Here is a 17,787-nt window from a genome sequence, read left to right on the forward strand (position 1 = left end):
GTGGTCCGTCCGTACCTCTGGTCAGGACCGATACCTCTGGTCAGGACCGACTTCTCACGGAGGGCCGAGACATGGCGACGACGCTCATGACGTTCGTGCGCAGGAACGTCGCGCCCGGGCTGGCTGCCGGAGCACTGGCGGGCATCCTCGTGGCGTGCGGAGGCGGAGACGACAACGGTGGTGGCTCGTCCACGTCAACCCCGGAGCAGACTGGCAAGCCGGGGACCACGCAGGTGGACGTCAAGATGACCGACTTCAAGATGCAGCTGTCCAAGACGACGCTGGAGGCGGGTGACTACACCTTCGTCGCCAAGAACGACGGAGACCACGACCACGCCCTGGAGATCGAGGGCTCCGGGACCGAGGAGGAGACACGGACGCTGAAGCCCGGAGAGTCGGCGAGCCTCACCATCACGCTGAAGGACGGCACGTACGAGGTCTACTGTCCCGTCGACGGGCACAAGGACATGGGCATGAAGACCGAGCTCACGGTCGGTGGCACCGCCTCACCGGGCGGCGGCACGGACACGACCGACCGCAATGGCTACTGAGCGCACGCTCGTGCTCGTCGCCCTGCGGCTGGCCGCGGCGGGAACGGCCGTGGCCATGGGCGCGATCCATCTCCACCTCTGGTACGACGGCTACCGGTATCTGGACACGATCGGCACGCTGTTCCTGCTCAACGCGATCGGGGCCGGCCTGCTCGCGCTGTCGCTGCTGATCACACCCACCCGCCTCCTGCCCCTCCTCGCGACCCTCGGAGCACTCTTCACGGCCGGCACCCTGGCGGCGCTGATCGTGAGCCTCACCTCCGGTCTCTTCGGGTTCGAGGAGACTCTCGACGCGAACCTGGTCAAGCCGACCCTCGCCGTCGAAGCCGCAGGGTGCGTTCTGTTGGTGGTGCTGGCCTTGCTGAGCAGACGCGGACGGACATGACGGATGAGTTCGCAGACGTCAGCGCCGTACCCTCGGCATCCCCAGACCGATCCACGAGATGATCTCCCGCTGGATCTCGTTGTTGCCGCCACCGAAGGTGAAGATGACGGCGGAGCGGTAGCCGCGCTCCAGTTCGCCGTGCAGCACCGCGCCCGCCGAGCCCTCCTTCAGCGCGCCCGGCGCGGCGACGATCTCCATCAGCCAGGCGTACGCGTCCCGGCGCGCCTCGGAGCCGTACACCTTGACGGCGGAGGCGTCCTGCGGGGTGAGCGTGCCGTCCTGGACGGCGCTGACCATCTGCCAGTTGAGGAGCTTGAGGGCGTCGAGCCTGGTGTGGGTCTGGGCGAGCCGGCGGCGCACCCAGGGCAGGTCGATCACCCGGCGGCCGTCGGCGAGCTTGGTCTCCATGGCCCAGCGCTGGACGTCGTGCAGGGCGCGGATGGCCATGGTGCCGTGGGCGGCGAGGGTGACGCGCTCGTGGTTGAGCTGGTTGGTGATCAGCCGCCAGCCCTGGTTCTCGGCGCCGACGCGGCGGGAGACGGGGACGCGGATGTTCTCGTAGTAGCTGGCCGTCGTGTCGTGCGAGGCGAGGGTGTTGATGAGGGTGCAGGAGTAGCCGGGATCGGTGGTCGGGACGAGGAGCATGGTGATGCCCTTGTGCGGCGGGGCCTCGGGATCGGTGCGGGTGGCCAGCCACACCCAGTCGGCGGTGTCGCCGTTGGTCGTCCAGATCTTCTGCCCGTTGACGATGTACTCGTCGCCGTCCCGTACGGCGCGCGTCCTGAGCGAGGCGAGGTCCGTTCCGGCGTCGGGCTCGCTGTAGCCGATCGCGAAGTCGATCTCACCGGAGAGGATCTTCGGCAGGAAGTACGCCTTCTGCTCCTCCGTGCCGTACTGCATGATCGTCGGGCCGACCGTGTTGAGCGCCATGAGAGGCAGCGGTACGCCCGCCTGGGCGGCCTCGTCGAAGAAGATGAACTGTTCCATCGCGGTCAGGCCGCGTCCGCCGTACTCCTTGGGCCAGCCCACGCCGAGCCAGCCGTCCGTGCCGAGCCGCCGGATCGTCTCGCGGTAGTGGCGCTTCTGGGCCGCCGGGTCGGTGAAGCGGGTGTGGGCGAGGTCCGGCACCAACTCGGCGAAGTAGTCGCGCAGTTCGCTGCGCAGCCGCTGCTGCTCGGGCGTGTATTCGAGGTGCACGGCGCCTCCAGGCTCCCAAGGCCGGTCCTGACGGCGCACACCGTAGAACGTGTTTCAGAAATTGGGAATGGCGACGCGGTGAATGGCGGCCGCGGGCGTACATGAGGCCTCGTTCGAGCGTGCCCATGGACCTGACGCAAGGCCTCAGTCGAACGTGCCCATGGACCTGACGCGAGGCCTCGGCCGAGCGAGCCCAGGCACCTCCCGCGCGCCCTCAGTCGAGCGTCCCCATGAAGTCCGTGCAGGCGCGTGCGCAGTCCCGGCACGCCTTCGCCGCCTCCTCCGCGCCCGGGTGCCGGTCGAAGACGTGCGCGCACTCCAGGCACACGGCCCGGGTCCACTCCAGCTGGGCGCGCAGCGCGGCCTCGTCCAGCAGGTTCTGTTCGGCCAGCACACGACAGGTGGCGTCGCACACTTCGGCGCACAGGATGCCCTTGCGCCGCAGAAGTTCCTGTTCCTCCGTCCCGTCCGGATCCCACAGGCTCGCGCGCAGAGCACAGGCACGAGCGCACTCCGTGCAGGCCTGCGCGCATGCGAAGCGGTCCTCCAGGAACTGGACGAGCTCTTGCTGGGTTGTCGTCTGTGTCACATCGGTCGGGTAGCCGGTCCGGGGGTGCCCAAACCCGGTGCTCGCACGGGGTCCGGCCGGTTGTGCCGCCCCGTGCCGGGCACTCGGTGGGCCCGTGCAACGACGACGGACGGAGGTGTCCAGGATGCCCGGACGAGAGGAACTGCCGTCGACCCTGGAGCGCTCCCCGAAGGACGCGCAGCGCACCTGGATCAAGGCGCACGACTCGGCCGTCGAGCAGTACGGCGAGGGCGAGCGGGCCCACCGGGTGGCGTTCGGCGCACTGAAGCACAAGTACGAGAAGGTCGGCGACCACTGGCAGCGCAAGGAGGGCGGCCGCAAGGGCCCCTCGGACCCGCAGTCGGCCCGGCCCCGGCAGCAGGGCGGCCGCAGCGGCGAAGGCGTCGACGAGCAGGCTTCGAAGCAGCACCTGTACGACCTGGCCCGCGATCTGCACATCGACGGGCGGTCCCGGATGTCGAAGGCGGAGCTGCTCGACGCGATCCGCAAGGCGAACCGCTCGAAGACCCGCGCGGCACGATCGGGATGACCGGGATGATCGGGTTCACGTGTGGTGCCGGGGGTACTCGCGCGCCATGGATACCGCTTGGATGGACATCGCCGCAGCCAGGGGCGCACTAGCCGCCGGGCTGCTCGTCGCGGGTGTGGTCGTCGTGGCGCTGCTCGTCGGCGCCTTCGTCCTGGGCATCCGTGTCAGGCGCCGGGAACCGCGCCCGCCCCGCCCGGAGGAGCAGCCCCGGCTGCCCGACGGGGGACCGGTCCGTGAGGTCCGGGAGCAGCGGGAACCCGCAGAGGTGCCGAAGAGCGACCACCGGGTCACCCCGCACGATCTGCCGGCCCACGGCAACATCCCCTCCCGCCCGAGCCCGTCGAGGAAACGGCCGCGCTGGAACAGGGGTGACGGCGGGTCGTTCGGCAGCGGCGGCACAGGCGGTACCTGACGCCGACGGCCCCGACCCGGGGCTGCCGTACGCGTCACACCTGTCGCACCTGTCGCACCGAGGGAAGTGAGAATCATGGCCGACCCCGCGCGTCACACCCTGCCGCTGCCCGACTACGACCACCTGCCGATCGGCGGCCTGGAGAGCCGCGTGCGGTCGCTGACCGCCGGAGAGGTCGAGGAGCTGCTGGCCTACGAGCGGTCACACGCCGACCGGCTCCCGGTGACCGAGCTGCTGGCCACCCGGCTGGAGCAACTCCAGTCCGGCGCCGAGCCGACTTCCGGCGACCCCGGCGCCCTGCGGCCCGAGAGCGGCGCACATCAGGGCGGCTCCCCGGTGTCCCCCGCGACCTCGGCGCAGCCCTTCAGCCCGCCGCCGCACGGCACTCCCGACCAGCGGGGGAAGCCGAAGGGTGATCGTACGTGACGGTCCGTTTCCGCGCACGGGCGCCGGGGCACTCGTGATCCGTGCTGTGGAGGAGGAGAAGGGCCCGCGCCGGAGCGCGGGCCCGTCGTGCCGCTGAACGCACCGCCGACTACGTCGACGGACGACTGCCGCTCTCCGAGGGCGGCGGTCTGCTGCGGAAGGCCTTCCCCGACCACTGGTCCTTCCTGCTGGGCGAGATCGCCCTGTACAGCTTCGTCGTCCTGCTGCTGACCGGGATCTGGCTGACGCTGTTCTTCCACCCGTCGATGACGGAGGTCGTCTACCACGGTTCGTACCGGCCGCTCGACGGGATGCGTATGTCATCAGCGTACGAGTCCACGCTGGACATCAGTTTCGATGTGCGCGGCGGCCTGCTGATCCGTCAGCTGCACCACTGGGCGGCTCTGGTGTTCCTCGCCGCGATCGGGCTGCATCTGCTGCGGATCTTCTTCACGGGCGCGTTCCGCCGGCCCCGCGAGGTCAACTGGCTGATCGGCGTGACCCTGTTCCTGCTGGCGCTGGCCGAGGGATTCGCCGGCTACTCGCTGCCGGACGACCTGCTGTCGGGCACCGGCCTGCGGATCGCCCAGGGCATCATGCTGTCGATCCCGGTGGTGGGGACGTACGTGAGCATGTTCGCCTTCGGCGGGGAGTTCCCGGGCGAGGAGCTGATCCCACGGCTGTACTCCCTGCACATCCTGCTGATCCCCGGGCTGCTGCTCGCGCTGATCTCCGTGCATCTGATCCTGGTCTTCTATCTGAAGCACACGCAGTGGGCGGGCCGCGGCCGCACTAGCCGCAATGCGGTGGGCAAACCGATGTTCCCGCAGTTCACGGCGACTTCGGGCGGCCTGTTCTTCATGGTCTTCGGGGTGCTGACGCTGCTGTCGGGGGTGGCGCAGATCAACCCGATCTGGGCGTACGGCCCCTACCGTGCGGACGTCGTGTCGACGGGTTCGCAGCCGGACTGGTACGTCGGCTTCCTCGAGGGCTCGCTGCGCCTGGTGCCGCCCTGGGAGACGGTGGTGGCCGGGCACACGGTGATGTGGAACGTGCTGCTGCCCGCGGTCGTGCTGCCGGGACTGCTGTTCGCGGTGCTGTACGCGTATCCGTTCGTCGAGCGGTGGGTGACCGGCGACCGCGAGGAGCACCATCTGTGCGACCGGCCGCGCGACCACCCCGTGCGTACGGGGCTCGGGGTCGCGGCGATCAGCTGCTACGGCGTCCTGCTGGCGGCCGGCGGCAACGACATCATCGCCGACACCTTCGCGATCTCCGTGAACGCCCTGACCTGGGTGTTCCGTATCGCCTTCGTACTGCTGCCACCGATCGCGTTCATGGTCACCAAGCGGGTCTGTGTGGCGCTGCAGGAGAAGGACCAGGAGCGGCTGACGGAGGGCGAGGAGACCGGCGAGGTGCGGCAGACCATCGCGGGCGGGTACGAGGAGAGCCACGAGCCGCTCGACGAGGAGCGGCGCTACGTGCTGAAGAGCTACGGCTACCGCGTCGAGGAGGAACGGGAGCCGTCCGCGGGTGAGGTGGAGCGCTGACGGTCCCGGTCCGCGTACTGGAAGACCATGCCGAGCACCCCGTGCCCGAGCACACCGACGCCCAGCAGGAACAGCCACAGGCCGTAGACCACGCCGAGCGCCACGAGGACGGACCCGAGGGCGGTCGTGATCGGCCAGGGGCTGTGCGGCGGGAAGAAGTCGAGCGGGCCCGCCGTGTCGGCGATTTCGGCGTCCGGGCGGTCCTGGGCGCGCAGGCCGCGCCTCCGGTACTGCATGTGCAGGAAGAACGCGACGAGCGCGGCCATCAGGAAGGCCACGATCAGTACGGCGGTTCCGGCGGGTTCCTTCGAGCGCCAGCCGTAGCCGACGGCGGTGACGAGGAAGAACCCCGCCACGCCGATGAAGAGACGGGACTCGGTCTTCACTGCTGTTGCCTTTGGTCTTGGCGGGTGACGTCCGGATGGTGCAGGTCGAACGCCGGGGACTCGGAGCGGATCCGGGGCAGCGCCGTGAAGTTGTGGCGCGGGGGCGGGCAGGAGGTGGCCCATTCGAGGGAGCGGCCGTATCCCCAGGGGTCGGGCTCGGTCACCTTCGTTCCGTAGTGGGCGGTGCGCCAGATGTTGTAGAGGAACGGCAGGGTGGACAGGCCCAGCAGGAACGCGCCGATGGAGCTGATGGTGTTCAGCAGCGTGAAGCCGTCCACGGCCAGGTAGTCGGCGTAGCGGCGGGGCATGCCGTTCTCGCCGAGCCAGTGCTGGACGAGGAACGTGGTCTGGAAGCCGGTGAACAGGGTCCAGAAGTGGATCCTGCCGAGGCGTTCGTCGAGCATCCTGCCGGTGAGTTTCGGCCACCAGAAGTAGAAGCCGGCGAACATCGAGAACACGACGGTGCCGAAGAGCACATAGTGCAGATGGGCGACGATGAAGTACGTGTCGGTGAGGTGGAAGTCCAGCGGCGGTGAGGCGATGAGCACGCCGCTCATGCCGCCGAGCAGGAACGTCACGAGAAACCCCGTCGCCCACAGCATGGGTGTCTCGAAGGAGAGTGAGCCCTTCCACATGGTGCCGATCCAGGCGAAGAACTTGATGCCGGTCGGCACGGCGATGAGGAACGACATCAGGGAGAAGAACGGCAGCAGCACGGCGCCGGTCGCGAACATGTGGTGGGCCCACACGACGGCGGACAGCATGGTGATGACGATGGTGGCGCCGATGAGGCCTAGGTAGCTGAAGAGCGGTTTGCGGCTGAACACCGGGATGATCTCGGAGACGATCCCGAAGAACGGCAGAGCCACGATGTACACCTCGGGGTGCCCGAAGAACCAGAACAGGTGCTGCCACAGCAGCGCTCCGCCGCCCGCCGCGTCGTAGATGTGGGCCCAGAACTTGCGGTCCGCCTCCAGGGCGAGCAGGGCGGCGGTGAGCACGGGGAACGCGGGCAGGACGAGGATCGAGGTGAACAGCACGTTCCAGGTGAACAGCGGCATCCGGAACATGGTCATGCCGGGGGCGCGCAGGCACAGGATCGTGGTGATGAAGTTGACCGCGCCGAGCGTGGTGGACACACCGGTCACCACCAGGCCCATGGTCCACAGGTCACCGCCCGAGCCGGGGGTGCGCACCGCGCTGTTGAGGGGCGCGTAGGCGAACCAGCCGAAGCTGGCGGCTCCGCCGGGCACGAGGAAGCCGGACACGACCATCAGGCCGCCGCCCAGGTACAGCCAGTACGACAGGGCGTTCAGCCGCGGGAAGGCCACGTCCGGCGAGCCGATCTGCAGCGGCATGATCGCGTTGGCGAACCCGGCGAACAGGGGGGTGGCGAACAGCAGCATCATGACGGTGCCGTGCACGGTGAACAGCTGGTTGTACTGCTCGCTGCTGAACAACTGCAGCCCGGGGCGGGCGAGTTCGGCCCGCATCAGCAGCGCGAGGACGCCGCCGAGCAGGAAGAAGCCGAAGGCGGTCGTCAGGTAGAGGTTGCCGATCACCTTGTGGTCGGTCGTCGTCGCCCACCGCACCAACGCCCGGCCGAGTCTCCTGCGTGGCCGCGGCGGCGTCGCACGCGGCCGCCCGGTCCTGCTGTCCACCGCCATGCGCCGCTGGGTACCCCGGCGCCGGGCGCGTCAGTCCTGCACCCCGGGGCATTCACCCGACCGCCTCAGCTGCCGCCGCCGAACCTCCGCGCGAGTTCCCCATGATGCTCCGCCACCAGGCTCGCCTGGGCTCCAGTGATGACGGAGCCCGGCATGGAGCCCAGCCGTTCGATCTCCTCGGCGACGAGAAGGTGCTGGGTGCTGCCGTGCTCGCGGCAGGCAAGACAGGTGACGCTTTCGGGCCGCGTAGAGGTCATCGCATACGGCACCTTCAGCCCACAGCCGGTGGCGACCGTCTCCGGCAGGTCACCGACGAGGCCGAAGGCGCCAGCCAGAAGATTGCGCTCGCGGGGGTCGTGGCGGGTCACGCTCTGCTCGACGTGGATGTGCGGGTCGACACCGTCCATCCGCTCATCCTGCCCGTCGGCCGGTCGCGAGTGCCAAGGCCGCAGGTCACCGTCCGGGGTGCGCCGCTCGTCCCCGGTCAGTACGGTGCTGTCCTGGTGTTCGAGCTCGGCTGTGGGAGGCGGCATGGCCGGCAACAAGGCGGAGAAGCTGCCGCGCAAGGTGTACGAGAAGGAACTGCTGCGTCTGCAGACGGAGTTGGCGAAGCTTCAGGAGTGGGTGCGGACGGAGGGGGCCCGGCTGGTCGTGATCTTCGAGGGGCGGGACGCGGCCGGCAAGGGCGGGACCATCAAGCGGGTCACGGAGCACCTCAATCCGCGGGTGGCGCGGATCGCGGCGCTGCCGAAGCCGACCGAACGCGAGCGCACCCAGTGGTACTTCCAGCGGTACATCGGTCATCTGCCCGCCGCCGGGGAGATCGTGCTGTTCGACCGCAGCTGGTACAACCGGGCCGGTGTCGAGCACGTCATGGGCTTCTGCACCAAGGAGGAGTACCAGCTGTTCCTGCGGCAGTGCCCCATCTTCGAGCGGATGCTGGTGGAGGACGGGATCCTGCTGCGCAAGTACTGGTTCTCGGTGAGCGACGAGGAGCAGCAGGAACGCTTCCGGCGCCGGCTGGAGGACCCGCTGCGCCGCTGGAAGCTGTCCCCCATGGACCTGGAGTCGATCACCCGCTGGGAGGAGTACTCCCGGGCCAAGGACGAGATGATGGTCCACACCGACATCGCCGAGGCGCCCTGGTACGTCGTGGAGAGCGACGACAAGCGCCGGGCCCGGCTGAACATGATCGCCCATCTGCTGGACTCGGTGCCGTACCAGGACGTCCTCCCGCCGGTCATGGAGCTGCCGGAACGGCCGGAGTCGACCGGTTACCGGCGGCCGCCGCGCGATCTGCAGAACTACGTCCCGGACCACGCGGCCGAGCTCTGAGGTTCACTCCTCCTCGGTGCGGACGACGGCGACCGGGCAGTGCGCGTGGTGCAGCAGGGCCTGGCTGACCGAGCCGAGGAGAAGCCCGGCGAACCCGCCGTGCCCCCGCGCCCCGACCACGACCAGTCCGGCATCGGCGCTGGCCTCGATGAGGGTGTGGCGGATCCGGCCGCGCACCAGCCGTCGGTCCACGGCGACGTCGGGATACTTCTCGCGCAACCCGCCCAGCGCCTCGGCGAGCACCCGCTCCTCCTCGTCGCGCAGCCGCTCCTCGTCGTACGTCACGAAGGGCGGGTCGGCCGGAGCGTCGTAGGCACGCTCGGTCCGGGTGCTCCAGGCGTGCAGCGCCAGCAGGTCCACGCCGTGCAGGGAGGCCTGGGCGAAGGCGAACTCGACGGCGCCCCGGGACGCGGGCGAGCCGTCGACGGCGACGAGGACGGGCCGGCCGGGCTGCGGCGTGCCGCGCACCACCAGCACCGGGCAGGCGGCATGGGCGGCCAGATGACCCGCGGTGGAGCCGAGCAGCAGGGCGCCGAACCTGCTGTGACCCCGGCTGCCGACCACCGCCAGGGACGCCGTGCGCGACTCGATCTCCAGCACCGTCAGCGGTTCACCGACGACGACTTCGCGCTGGATCTCCGTCCTGGGCGCGAGAGCGTGGGCGCGCCGCTCGGCCTCGGCGAGCGTGCCGTCGATCAGCTCGCGCACCCCGGCACCGCTCGGCTCCCAGAACCGGCCGCCGGCCGGAATGTGCGCGGCAGGCCAGCCGAAGGCGTGCACCAGCCGGAGCGCCACGCCCCGCAGCCCGGCCTCCCGCGCCGCGACCTCCACGGCCGCCAGACTCGACGGCGAACCGTCCACCCCTACGACAACCGGGCCGTTCATCACGCTCCCCTTTCCGCGCCGGACGCGCAGGTTTCCACGGGCCGCCGCGCGTCGTCCCCCGGTGTCCTCCGCCCTCCCAGCCTCTCCCCGCAGGCCGCGTACCGCACAGGGCCGGGGTCACTCGTGAAGGACCAGTCGCGCCGTCTCCCCCGGCTGGATGGTCACCTCGCGGCCAGGCAGCCGTACGTCGATCGGTGTGACGTCGTGGGACGGGACCGCGATCTCCAGCAGTCCGCGTTCCAGGCGCAGCCGTACGCCCCAGTTGCCCTGGTAGCGCAGGGAGAACCCGTACGAGGACAGCTCGGGCAGCGGCACGGGGTCGAGCCACAGCGCGCCGCCCCGGGTCTCCAGACCGGTCAGGCCACGCTGGACGAGGTCGAGGGTGCCGGCCATGGCGCCCAGGTGGATGCCCTCGCCGGTGGTGCCGCCCTGGACGTCGGCGATGTCGCCCTGGAGGGCCTCCTGGCAGAACTTCCACGCCTCGGTGCGCCGGCACCGGGCCAGCACCCAGCCGTGGACCAGGCCGCTGAGCGTGGAGCCGTGGCTGGTGCGGTGCATGTAGTACTCGAGGGTGCGCCGCCAGATGTCCTCGTCGAGCCCGTAGCCCAGCCGGCGGAAGAGGCCCTCCAGTTCGGCCGGTGCGAAGAGGTAGCCGAGCATCAGGACGTCGGCCTGCTTGGAGGCCTTGTAGCGGTTGACGGTGTCGCCCTCCGCCTCCAGGATCCGGTCCAGCCGCCGGATGTCGCCGTAGCGGCCGCGGTAGGCGTTCCAGTCGAGCTCGGCGAGGTCGCCGTAGCCCGCGAACTGGCTGATGACGCCGTCGTGGAAGGGGACATGGAGAGTGCGGGAGACGTCGTCCCACCGTTCGAGTTCGCCGCCGTCCAGGCCGGCGCGTTCGACGAGTTCGCGTCGGCGGGGCTCGGGCAGGGTGTCCAGCAGCTCCATGGCGCGGGCGAGCACCCAGGCGGCCGTGACGTTGGTGTACGCGTTGTCGTCCAGGCCGGGCACGTCGGCGTCCGGGTAGGACTCGTGGTACTCGTCGGGGCCGACGACGCCCTTGATGCGGTGGCGGCCCAGGCCGTCGTCGTATACCGCTTTGTCCGCCCAGAAGCGGGCGATCTGCACCAGCATCTCGGCGCCCTTGGTGTGCAGGAACTCCATGTCGCCGCTCGCCTCGCCGTACTGCCACACGTTGTAGGCGATCGCCGAGCCGACGTGGTGCTGGAGCCGGGAGTGGTCGGGGAGCCAGCGGCCCGAGCGCGGGTTGAGATGGAGCTGCTGGGTCTCCTCACGCCCGTCGCTGCCGCTCTGCCAGGGGTACATCGCCCCCCGTCGGCCGGCTCCCCTGGCCGCGGTGCAGGCCTGTTCCAGGCGCCGGTGGCGGTAGCGCAGCAGGGCGCGGGAGACCTCGGGGAAGTGCAGGTTGAGGTAGGGCAGGACGAACAGTTCGTCCCAGAAGACGTGGCCGCGGTAGGCCTCGCCATGCAGTCCCCGGGCGGGGACGCCGACGTCGAGGTCGGCGGTGTGCGGGGAGAGGGTCTGCAGGACGTGGAAGAGGTGCAGCCGCAGGATGCGGCCCGACTCGCCGGGCACGTCGAGTTCGGCGCGGCGCCAGAGCTGGGCCCAGGCGGTCCGGTGCGACTCGGCCAGGGCGTCGAAGCCGGGGGCCCTGCCCACCCGGTCGACGGCGGCGTGCAGCGGGTCGCTGATGGCCGGGTCACGGGAGGTGTGCAGGGCGACGGTCTTGTCGACGGTGACGGTGCGATCGGGGGCCAGGTCGAGCGTCAACCGCTGGATGGCGTACGGCGGTTCGTGGCGGACGGTGAGGGGTGCGTCGGCGGTCAGCCGGGCCGCGATACCGATCCGGGTGTCGGAGGTGCGGGTACGGCAGCGCAGCCAGACCGTGTCCTCGGTGGCGGTGCCGGTGTGGACGTGGGTCAGGTGGCGGCCGTCGAGGTCCCGGTAGCGCGGCACGCCGGAGTTGGTGACCGAGCCGTCCAGGGCCGCCTCCACCTCGAGCGGGCCGGCGTACCCCTCGGTGGTGAACTCGGTGCGCAGGGCGGCCAGATGAGGGTCGGCCATGTGCACCATCCGCTGCTGACGCACCGTCAGCACCCGGCCGCCGCCGAGGTCGTACCGCGTCCGGCGCTCCAGCAGCCCTGCGGACAGGTGCAGCAGCTGCCGGTGGCCCAGCACGGTCGTCGTGTCGGGGACGATCCAGTGCTCGCCGGGGAGACGGAAGCGCAGGGGCAGCCAGTTGGGGACGTTGACCAGGTCCTCGTTCTCCACCTTGCGGCCCGCGACCTCGGAGGTGAGCCGGTTGTAGATGCCGGCCACATAGGTCCCCGGATAGTGGACCTCGTCGGCGGTGCACTCGGGAAGCACGCCCCGCGTGGCGAAGTAGCCGTTGCCGAGCGTGCACAGGGACTCCCGGAGGCGTTCGTCGGCGGGCCGGTAGCCCTCGTACTCCCAGGTCCACCCCGCTTCGGCCTCCGGGATCCGGTCGTCCGTCACTTCGGCGCTCCTCCCGCGCAGAGTTCTCCGAGGTCGTGTACGACGATGTCGGCGCCGTGCCGCAGCAGCCGCGCTCCGGTGTCGGTACCGGCGGCCCGGTCCACGCCGACCACCAGGGCGAACCCGCCGCGCCGGCCCGCCTCCACGCCGGCCAGGGCGTCCTCGACGACGGCGGCCCGGTCGGCGGGAACACCGAGCCGGCGGACCGCCTCCAGGAACAGGTCGGGCTCCGGCTTGCCCGCGAGGCCCAACCGGGCCGCCTCCCCGCCGTCCACCAGGACGTCGAACAGGTCGAGCACCCCTGCCCGGCGCAGCACCTCGCCGGCGTGCCGGGAGGCCGAGGCCGCGGCACGGGGCACTCCTGCCGCGCGCAGCGCCTGCACCAGCCGTACGGTCCCCGGGTAGGCGTCGACGCCGTGCTCGCGCAGCCGCTCGGTGAAGAGGCGCTCCTTGTCGGCGGCGACGGCCCGCACCGTCTCCGGCGACGCCTCGATGCCGCGTGCGGCGAGGAAGGCTGCGGCTCCGTCGAGGCGGGACCTGCCGTCGACGTGGCGCAGATAGTCGTCCCGCTCGTCGAAGGGGCGGCGCCGGTCGGGGTCGTCGGGCGGGTGGGCGCGCAGGAAGGCGTCGAAGGCCGTCTTCCAGGCGGCGGCGTGCACCCTGGCCGAGTCGGTGATCACGCCGTCGGTGTCGAAGACGACCGCGCGCACGTCGCGCAGGGCGGGGGCCAGCACGTCGCGTGCTGTGTCGGGGGTGAGCGGCCTGTGCATCGGTCACCCCCGCCGCGGCAGGTCGGCGTCCGGGCCGGGGGCGTGGCGGCACCGTGCGCCTACGGCATCCAGGGGATGTCCGCGTACGCCGGCATCGCGGAACGCGGATCGCACGGCGTCCTCACCTCCGCTCGACGGCTCTCCCGCACCCAGCAGGATCCGCTCATGGGTAACCCGTCAGGCCCGCCTTGTCACCTTCGGACCTCGCCTCCTGGCCCTACAGGGGCCGACCGGCCCTGGCACATCCGGCGCGCACGTGGTGTGCTGGAGGTGACGGGAAGGACCCGGGAACGACGCGGAGAAACGGATGACGGCCGTGCACCGCGCAATCAGGATCCGCGAGAAGCGGATGGGGCCCTTCCCGCCCTGTTCTGTCCCCCCCGACGCCCACGCGCCCTTGCGGGGCCTCAGTCTCCCCGGTACAGCGCGCTGAGCAGCTCGATCGCCGCCTGCGCGGCGGGATGCGGGTCGTCGCGCCACCAGGCCAGCCGTACGGCGATGGGTTCGGCGTCCCGGACCGGCCGGTAGGCGACGCCGGGGCGCGGGTACTGGTGGGCGGTGGCTTCGGCGGTCACGCCGACGCAGCGGCCGGTGGAGATCACCGTGAGCCAGTCGTCGACGTCGTGGGTCTCCTCGGTCGCGGGGCGCGCGTCGGGCGGCCACAGCTCGGTGGTCGTGGTGCCGGTGCGGCGGTCGACGAGGAGGGTCCGGCCGCTGAGGTCGGCCAGCCGGACCGCGCGGCGCCGCGCCAGCGGGTCGTCGGCGGCCACGGCGCACAGTCGCCGCTCCAGCCCGACGATGGCCGAGTCGAACCGCCGGTCGTCCACCGGTCGGCGGACGACCGACAGGTCGCAGGCGCCCTCCGCCAGACCCGCGGTGGCTGAGTTGACGCGCACCAGCTGCAGATCCGTCCCGGGGCGGGCGGCGGCCCAGCGGCGCTGGAAATCCGCGGTGTGCCGGCCGAGCGCCGCCCAGGCGTAGCCCATCCGCAGCCGGTCGTGCCCGGAGCCGGCCTCCCGGACCAGGTCGTCCACCTCACCGAGCACGCGCCGAGCGTGCGCCAGGACCCGCAGGCCGGTCCCCGTCGGGGTCACCTCGCGGGAAGTCCGCCGCAACAACCGTACGCCCAGGGCGCGTTCGAGCGAGGCCAGCGAGCGGGAGACGGCCGCCTGGGAGACGCCGAGGGCGATGGCGGCGTCGGTGAACGTGCCCTCGTCGACGATCGCGACGAGGCAGCGCAACTGCCTCAGCTCCACATCCATACGCCAAGCGTATAGATGGTGGCGCGAACGCATTTTGCGCAAAGATCGAACGGCCCCACGATCGGCGCATGCACACCCGCCCCGCACCCGCACCCGCCCCGGCGCCGACTCCCGCAGCCTCGTTCGAGAACCCGGAGCCGGCCAGGGGCCGTCTCGCCGGTGTGGCCACCATGATCGGCAGCGGTCTGTCCAACCAGACCGGCGCCGCGCTCGGCTCCCTCGCCTTCCCCGTCCTCGGCCCGGTCGGCGTCGTCGCCGTACGCCAGTACGTCGCCGCCCTCGTCCTGCTGGCCGTCGGCCGGCCGAGGCTGCGGACGTTCACCTGGCGGCAGTGGTGGCCGGTCACCCTGCTGGCCGTCGTGTTCGGCACCATGAACCTCTCGCTGTACTCCGCGATCGACCGCATCGGCCTGGGGCTGGCGGTGACCCTGGAGTTCCTCGGCCCGCTCACCATCGCCCTGGCGACCTCGCGCCGCCGCGTGGACGTGGGCTGTGCCGTGATCGCCGCGGTCGGCGTCGTCACCCTGATGCGCCCGCGGCCCTCGACCGACTACGCCGGGATGGCCCTGGGTCTGCTGGCCGCCGTCTGCTGGGCGTCGTACATCCTGCTCAACCGCACCGTCGGCCGGCGCATCCCCGGAGCGCAGGGCGCGGCGGCCGCGTCGTGTCTGTCCGCCCTGATGTTCCTGCCGATCGGCACGGTCGTCGCGCTCCGGCATCCGCCGACGGCCGGCGCCCTCGCCTGCGCGGTCGCCGCCGGTGTCCTCTCCTCGGCCGTGCCGTACCTCGCGGACTTGTTCACCCTGCGGCACGTCCCCGCCCGGGCCTTCGGACTGTTCATGAGCGTCAACCCGGTGCTCGCGGCCGTCGTCGGCCTGATCGGCCTGGGCCAGGACCTGGGCGCACCGGAGTGGGCCGGCATCGGCGCCATCGTGGCGGCCAACGCGCTGAGCATTCCCACGTCGCGGGACTGACGAGAAGCAATCGGGCCTGCGCTCCTGGGAGTTGGGCATCGGACCCAGGGATGAACTCTCGCCCACACAGTGAACGCACAGCGCACGTTCCTCCTCTTGCACGGCGTAACACCCCCCACCGGAAAGGGATACGCCGTGCGCAGACGTACGCGTATACGTACAACCCCCGCGGGCCAGGTGATCCTCGCCCTCACCGCGGCGGGCTCCGTGCTCGCCACTCCGCTCTCCCCCGCCTTCGCGGCACCGTCGCCCGCGGCCGCTGACCTCCGCGCGGACGTCGACCGCGACGGCCGTGTCGACGTCACCGGCGACACCGACACCGCCGGCGAGGACAGTTGGTCCGCCGGCCGCGGAGCGGTCTACCTGCCCAACATCGACGACGACACCAAGCGCTGCCCGGTCAAGGGCCCGGACGGCCGTCCACTGCCGGATGCCAGGCTGGCCGCCTGCAACGACGCCTCCGACAAGAAGGTCAACGGGCGGGGCGACGCCGCCGATCTCGCCCGGATCCGGTCCGTGCCGATGCCGGATGTGGCGTCCGGCGCGCAGGGCAGTGTGCAGGTGACGGCCGGCGCCAAGTACACCCGGGTCTTCCTCAAGCGCTCCGGCGCCTGGGTCCTCCTCACGCCCGACACCCGGTTGTCCGCGGCCGAGTTGCGCTCCGGCGCCGAGTTCGGCGTCGAGGCCACCGACATCATCCGGGACACCGCGAAGTGGGACGGCCGGGCGGTGATCCGGCTGACCGTGACGTCCGCCGAACGGACCACGTCCGACACGGTCACCCTGCGCGTCGCCCCGCTCCTGACCCACCACCATCTGCAGAACACCCAGCAGGTCATGGTCACCAAGGTGCCCGGCAACAGCCCCGCCGACCGGCCCTACCGGCAGTTCGTCACGAACCTGGAGAACGAGGTGCGGCGCGCGGGGATCACCAAGCCGCTCGTGACCTTCGACAAGTACGGCGACATCTGGGCGCAGGATTTCGTCGAGCCTGCCTACGTCAGCATGACCGGCCCCGACGGGCGGCGGCAGGGGATGCGTGTGATGCTGCGCTCGGCCCAGCCCGACCGCGAGGCCGGCCGGGAGCTGTTCGAGAAGGTGCGCGGCCGCGACACCGGCGTGGTGCAGGTCTCCGGCGTGCGCGATACGGAGGAGTGGACGCTCAACTCCATGGGGAACCTGGAGACCATTCCGCCCTACACGCACGGCGGGCGCTCCTTCCCGGCCGGCCGCATCATCATGGGCCACCGCAAGGACACGGGCTCCAGGCCGGCGCAGGCGATGCGCACCCTGCTGAAGTCCCAGGGCCTGCAGGACCCGCTCCTGCTGGACACCTCGTGGCTGGGCGTCGGCCATGTCGACGAGTTCGTGCAGTTCCTGCCCGCGGACACCCCGCGCGGCTGGCGGATCGGGGTCGCCGACCCGCAGGCCGGACTGAAGCTGCTGCGCGACGCGCAGCGTGACGGCCACGGCCGCACCAAGATGTTCTCGGTTCCGGGCCTGGGGAACCAGCCGGCGCCGAGGGAGACCATCGAACAGGCCCTCGCCTCCCGGCACTTCGTGGCCGACAACACCATGGCGGCCCAGCGCATCAAGGCCAATCTCGACATCCTCAAGCGCGAGACCGGCGTCACCGACGACGAGATCGTGCGCGTGCCGGCCCTGTACACCCGGGAGGCCGAGATGTCCGCGGGCGACGGACAGGACGTGCCAGTGCCGCGTCTGACCCGCATGGGCGCGGACCCGTCGCTCGTCGACTCACTCGGCAAGTACGGCCAGCAGAAGTGGCTCGACGAGAAGCGCAGCGGCTCTGCCGCCCGGGCCGCCGTCCCGACCAGCGCCTACGTCCCCGGCGCCGTCAACGGCATCCTGCTCGCCCGCGACCGCTACCTCGCCCCGCGCCAGTGGGGTCCCGTCATCGGCGGCAAGGACATCTTCACGCAGGCCGTCACGGCGGCGTACGCACGAGCGGGTCTGAAGGTGTCGTACATCGACGACTGGTACACCTACCACCTCGGCATGGGCGAGGTGCACTGCGGTACCAACACCCTGCGTGACGCCTCCGCGGCGTGGTGGAAGTCGAACTGACGGCTGTGTGGTCCGTGCCCAGCTGCCCGGGCGCGGACCACTCGTACGGCGTCACGAAAGTGACGGTACGGCGAAGGATTCGGTCTGCTCCCGAGGGTCTGCGCGGAAGATCTGTGCGGGTGTACCGGGTTCGTTTACGCTGTCGCTCGCTCGAAGGGTTGGAGGCCTGGACCGGGTGGCCGGGCGGGAAGACGTGGTCGGCAGACCAGCGAGGGGTGACTGGGAGCGTGTCCCGACCGGACCGTGGTCGACCGTCGGTTCCACTCG

The 17,787-nt window shown here is 71.0% G+C and carries 18 protein-coding genes; 9 read left to right on the forward strand and 9 right to left on the reverse strand.

What is annotated here, in order from left to right; all coding sequences use genetic code 11:
• Positions 1–71: 71 nt before the first annotated feature.
• Complete coding sequence (locus ACQEV2_RS02125) at positions 72–551, forward strand: cupredoxin domain-containing protein (RefSeq protein ID WP_433035826.1); 480 nt, start codon at positions 72–74, stop codon at positions 549–551.
• Positions 541–936 carry a hypothetical protein gene (locus ACQEV2_RS02130; protein ID WP_433035829.1) on the forward strand — a complete coding sequence of 132 codons (396 nt, stop codon included), beginning with the start codon at positions 541–543 and terminating at the stop codon, positions 934–936. Before ACQEV2_RS02125 ends, ACQEV2_RS02130 begins: the two co-directional genes overlap by 11 nt.
• An 18-nt stretch (positions 937–954) precedes the next feature.
• Here the strand turns inward: ACQEV2_RS02130 and ACQEV2_RS02135 are convergent, their stop codons facing one another.
• On the reverse strand, positions 955–2,133 hold the full coding sequence (locus ACQEV2_RS02135) for an acyl-CoA dehydrogenase family protein (protein WP_433035832.1): 1,179 nt from the start codon (positions 2,131–2,133) through the stop codon (positions 955–957).
• Positions 2,134–2,347: 214 nt separating this feature from the next.
• Positions 2,348–2,722 (reverse strand): ferredoxin, encoded by a 375-nt coding sequence (locus ACQEV2_RS02140; protein WP_433035835.1) that lies wholly within the window; start codon positions 2,720–2,722, stop codon positions 2,348–2,350.
• Between the two features lie 124 nt (positions 2,723–2,846).
• On the opposite strand from ACQEV2_RS02140, the gene ACQEV2_RS02145 reads away from it, so the two are divergent.
• The 4 genes from ACQEV2_RS02145 to qcrB all read left to right on the forward strand — a co-directional run bounded on the left by ACQEV2_RS02145 (position 2,847) and on the right by qcrB (position 5,639).
• Positions 2,847–3,251: a ChaB family protein gene (locus tag ACQEV2_RS02145; protein ID WP_433035838.1), complete on the forward strand. Its 405-nt coding sequence runs from the start codon at positions 2,847–2,849 to the stop codon at positions 3,249–3,251.
• Positions 3,252–3,297: 46 nt separating this feature from the next.
• Positions 3,298–3,663 carry a DUF6479 family protein gene (locus ACQEV2_RS02150; RefSeq protein WP_433035841.1) on the forward strand — a complete coding sequence of 122 codons (366 nt, stop codon included), beginning with the start codon at positions 3,298–3,300 and terminating at the stop codon, positions 3,661–3,663.
• 75 nt (positions 3,664–3,738) lie between these two features.
• Positions 3,739–4,089, forward strand: coding sequence for a hypothetical protein (locus tag ACQEV2_RS02155; protein ID WP_433035844.1), 351 nt, complete (start codon positions 3,739–3,741; stop codon positions 4,087–4,089).
• Positions 4,090–4,130: 41 nt separating this feature from the next.
• Positions 4,131–5,639, forward strand: a complete 1,509-nt coding sequence (gene qcrB / locus ACQEV2_RS02160; protein ID WP_433035847.1) for a cytochrome bc1 complex cytochrome b subunit — start codon at positions 4,131–4,133, stop codon at positions 5,637–5,639.
• Here the strand turns inward: qcrB and ACQEV2_RS02165 are convergent.
• The 3 genes from ACQEV2_RS02165 to ACQEV2_RS02175 all read right to left on the reverse strand — a co-directional run bounded on the left by ACQEV2_RS02165 (position 5,588) and on the right by ACQEV2_RS02175 (position 8,225).
• Positions 5,588–6,025, reverse strand: a complete 438-nt coding sequence (locus ACQEV2_RS02165) for a cytochrome c oxidase subunit 4 (protein ID WP_433035850.1) — start codon at positions 6,023–6,025, stop codon at positions 5,588–5,590. The two genes, qcrB and ACQEV2_RS02165, sit on opposite strands and share 52 nt — an antisense overlap.
• Complete coding sequence (ctaD, locus tag ACQEV2_RS02170) at positions 6,022–7,692, reverse strand: aa3-type cytochrome oxidase subunit I (RefSeq protein WP_433035853.1); 1,671 nt, start codon at positions 7,690–7,692, stop codon at positions 6,022–6,024. Before ctaD ends, ACQEV2_RS02165 begins: the two co-directional genes overlap by 4 nt.
• Positions 7,693–7,757: 65 nt before the next feature.
• Positions 7,758–8,225, reverse strand: coding sequence for a hypothetical protein (locus tag ACQEV2_RS02175; protein ID WP_433035856.1), 468 nt, complete (start codon positions 8,223–8,225; stop codon positions 7,758–7,760).
• Here ACQEV2_RS02175 and ppk2 point away from each other — a divergent pair.
• Positions 8,224–9,027 carry a polyphosphate kinase 2 gene (gene ppk2 / locus ACQEV2_RS02180; RefSeq protein ID WP_433035859.1) on the forward strand — a complete coding sequence of 268 codons (804 nt, stop codon included), beginning with the start codon at positions 8,224–8,226 and terminating at the stop codon, positions 9,025–9,027. The two genes, ACQEV2_RS02175 and ppk2, sit on opposite strands and share 2 nt — an antisense overlap.
• 3 nt (positions 9,028–9,030) lie before the next feature.
• On the opposite strand, the gene ACQEV2_RS02185 is transcribed toward ppk2, so the two are convergent.
• The 4 genes from ACQEV2_RS02185 to ACQEV2_RS02200 all read right to left on the reverse strand — a co-directional run bounded on the left by ACQEV2_RS02185 (position 9,031) and on the right by ACQEV2_RS02200 (position 14,458).
• Positions 9,031–9,912 (reverse strand): universal stress protein, encoded by an 882-nt coding sequence (locus tag ACQEV2_RS02185; RefSeq protein ID WP_433035862.1) that lies wholly within the window; start codon positions 9,910–9,912, stop codon positions 9,031–9,033.
• 117 nt (positions 9,913–10,029) lie between these two features.
• Positions 10,030–12,426 (reverse strand): glycoside hydrolase family 65 protein, encoded by a 2,397-nt coding sequence (locus tag ACQEV2_RS02190; RefSeq protein ID WP_433035865.1) that lies wholly within the window; start codon positions 12,424–12,426, stop codon positions 10,030–10,032.
• Complete coding sequence (locus ACQEV2_RS02195) at positions 12,423–13,196, reverse strand: HAD family hydrolase (protein ID WP_433035868.1); 774 nt, start codon at positions 13,194–13,196, stop codon at positions 12,423–12,425. Before ACQEV2_RS02195 ends, ACQEV2_RS02190 begins: the two co-directional genes overlap by 4 nt.
• 407 nt (positions 13,197–13,603) lie before the next feature.
• Entirely contained in the window at positions 13,604–14,458 is an 855-nt protein-coding gene (locus ACQEV2_RS02200) for a LysR family transcriptional regulator (RefSeq protein WP_433035871.1), read from the reverse strand.
• A gap of 68 nt (positions 14,459–14,526) precedes the next feature.
• On the opposite strand from ACQEV2_RS02200, the gene ACQEV2_RS02205 reads away from it, so the two are divergent.
• Positions 14,527–15,432: an EamA family transporter gene (locus tag ACQEV2_RS02205; protein ID WP_433035874.1), complete on the forward strand. Its 906-nt coding sequence runs from the start codon at positions 14,527–14,529 to the stop codon at positions 15,430–15,432.
• A gap of 135 nt (positions 15,433–15,567) precedes the next feature.
• Positions 15,568–17,520: a protein-arginine deiminase domain-containing protein gene (locus ACQEV2_RS02210; RefSeq protein ID WP_433035877.1), complete on the forward strand. Its 1,953-nt coding sequence runs from the start codon at positions 15,568–15,570 to the stop codon at positions 17,518–17,520.
• Positions 17,521–17,787: the final 267 nt, after the last annotated feature.

The sequence above is a fragment of the Streptomyces sp. CA-251387 genome (assembly GCF_050936625.1).
GTDB lineage: Bacteria > Actinomycetota > Actinomycetes > Streptomycetales > Streptomycetaceae > Streptomyces.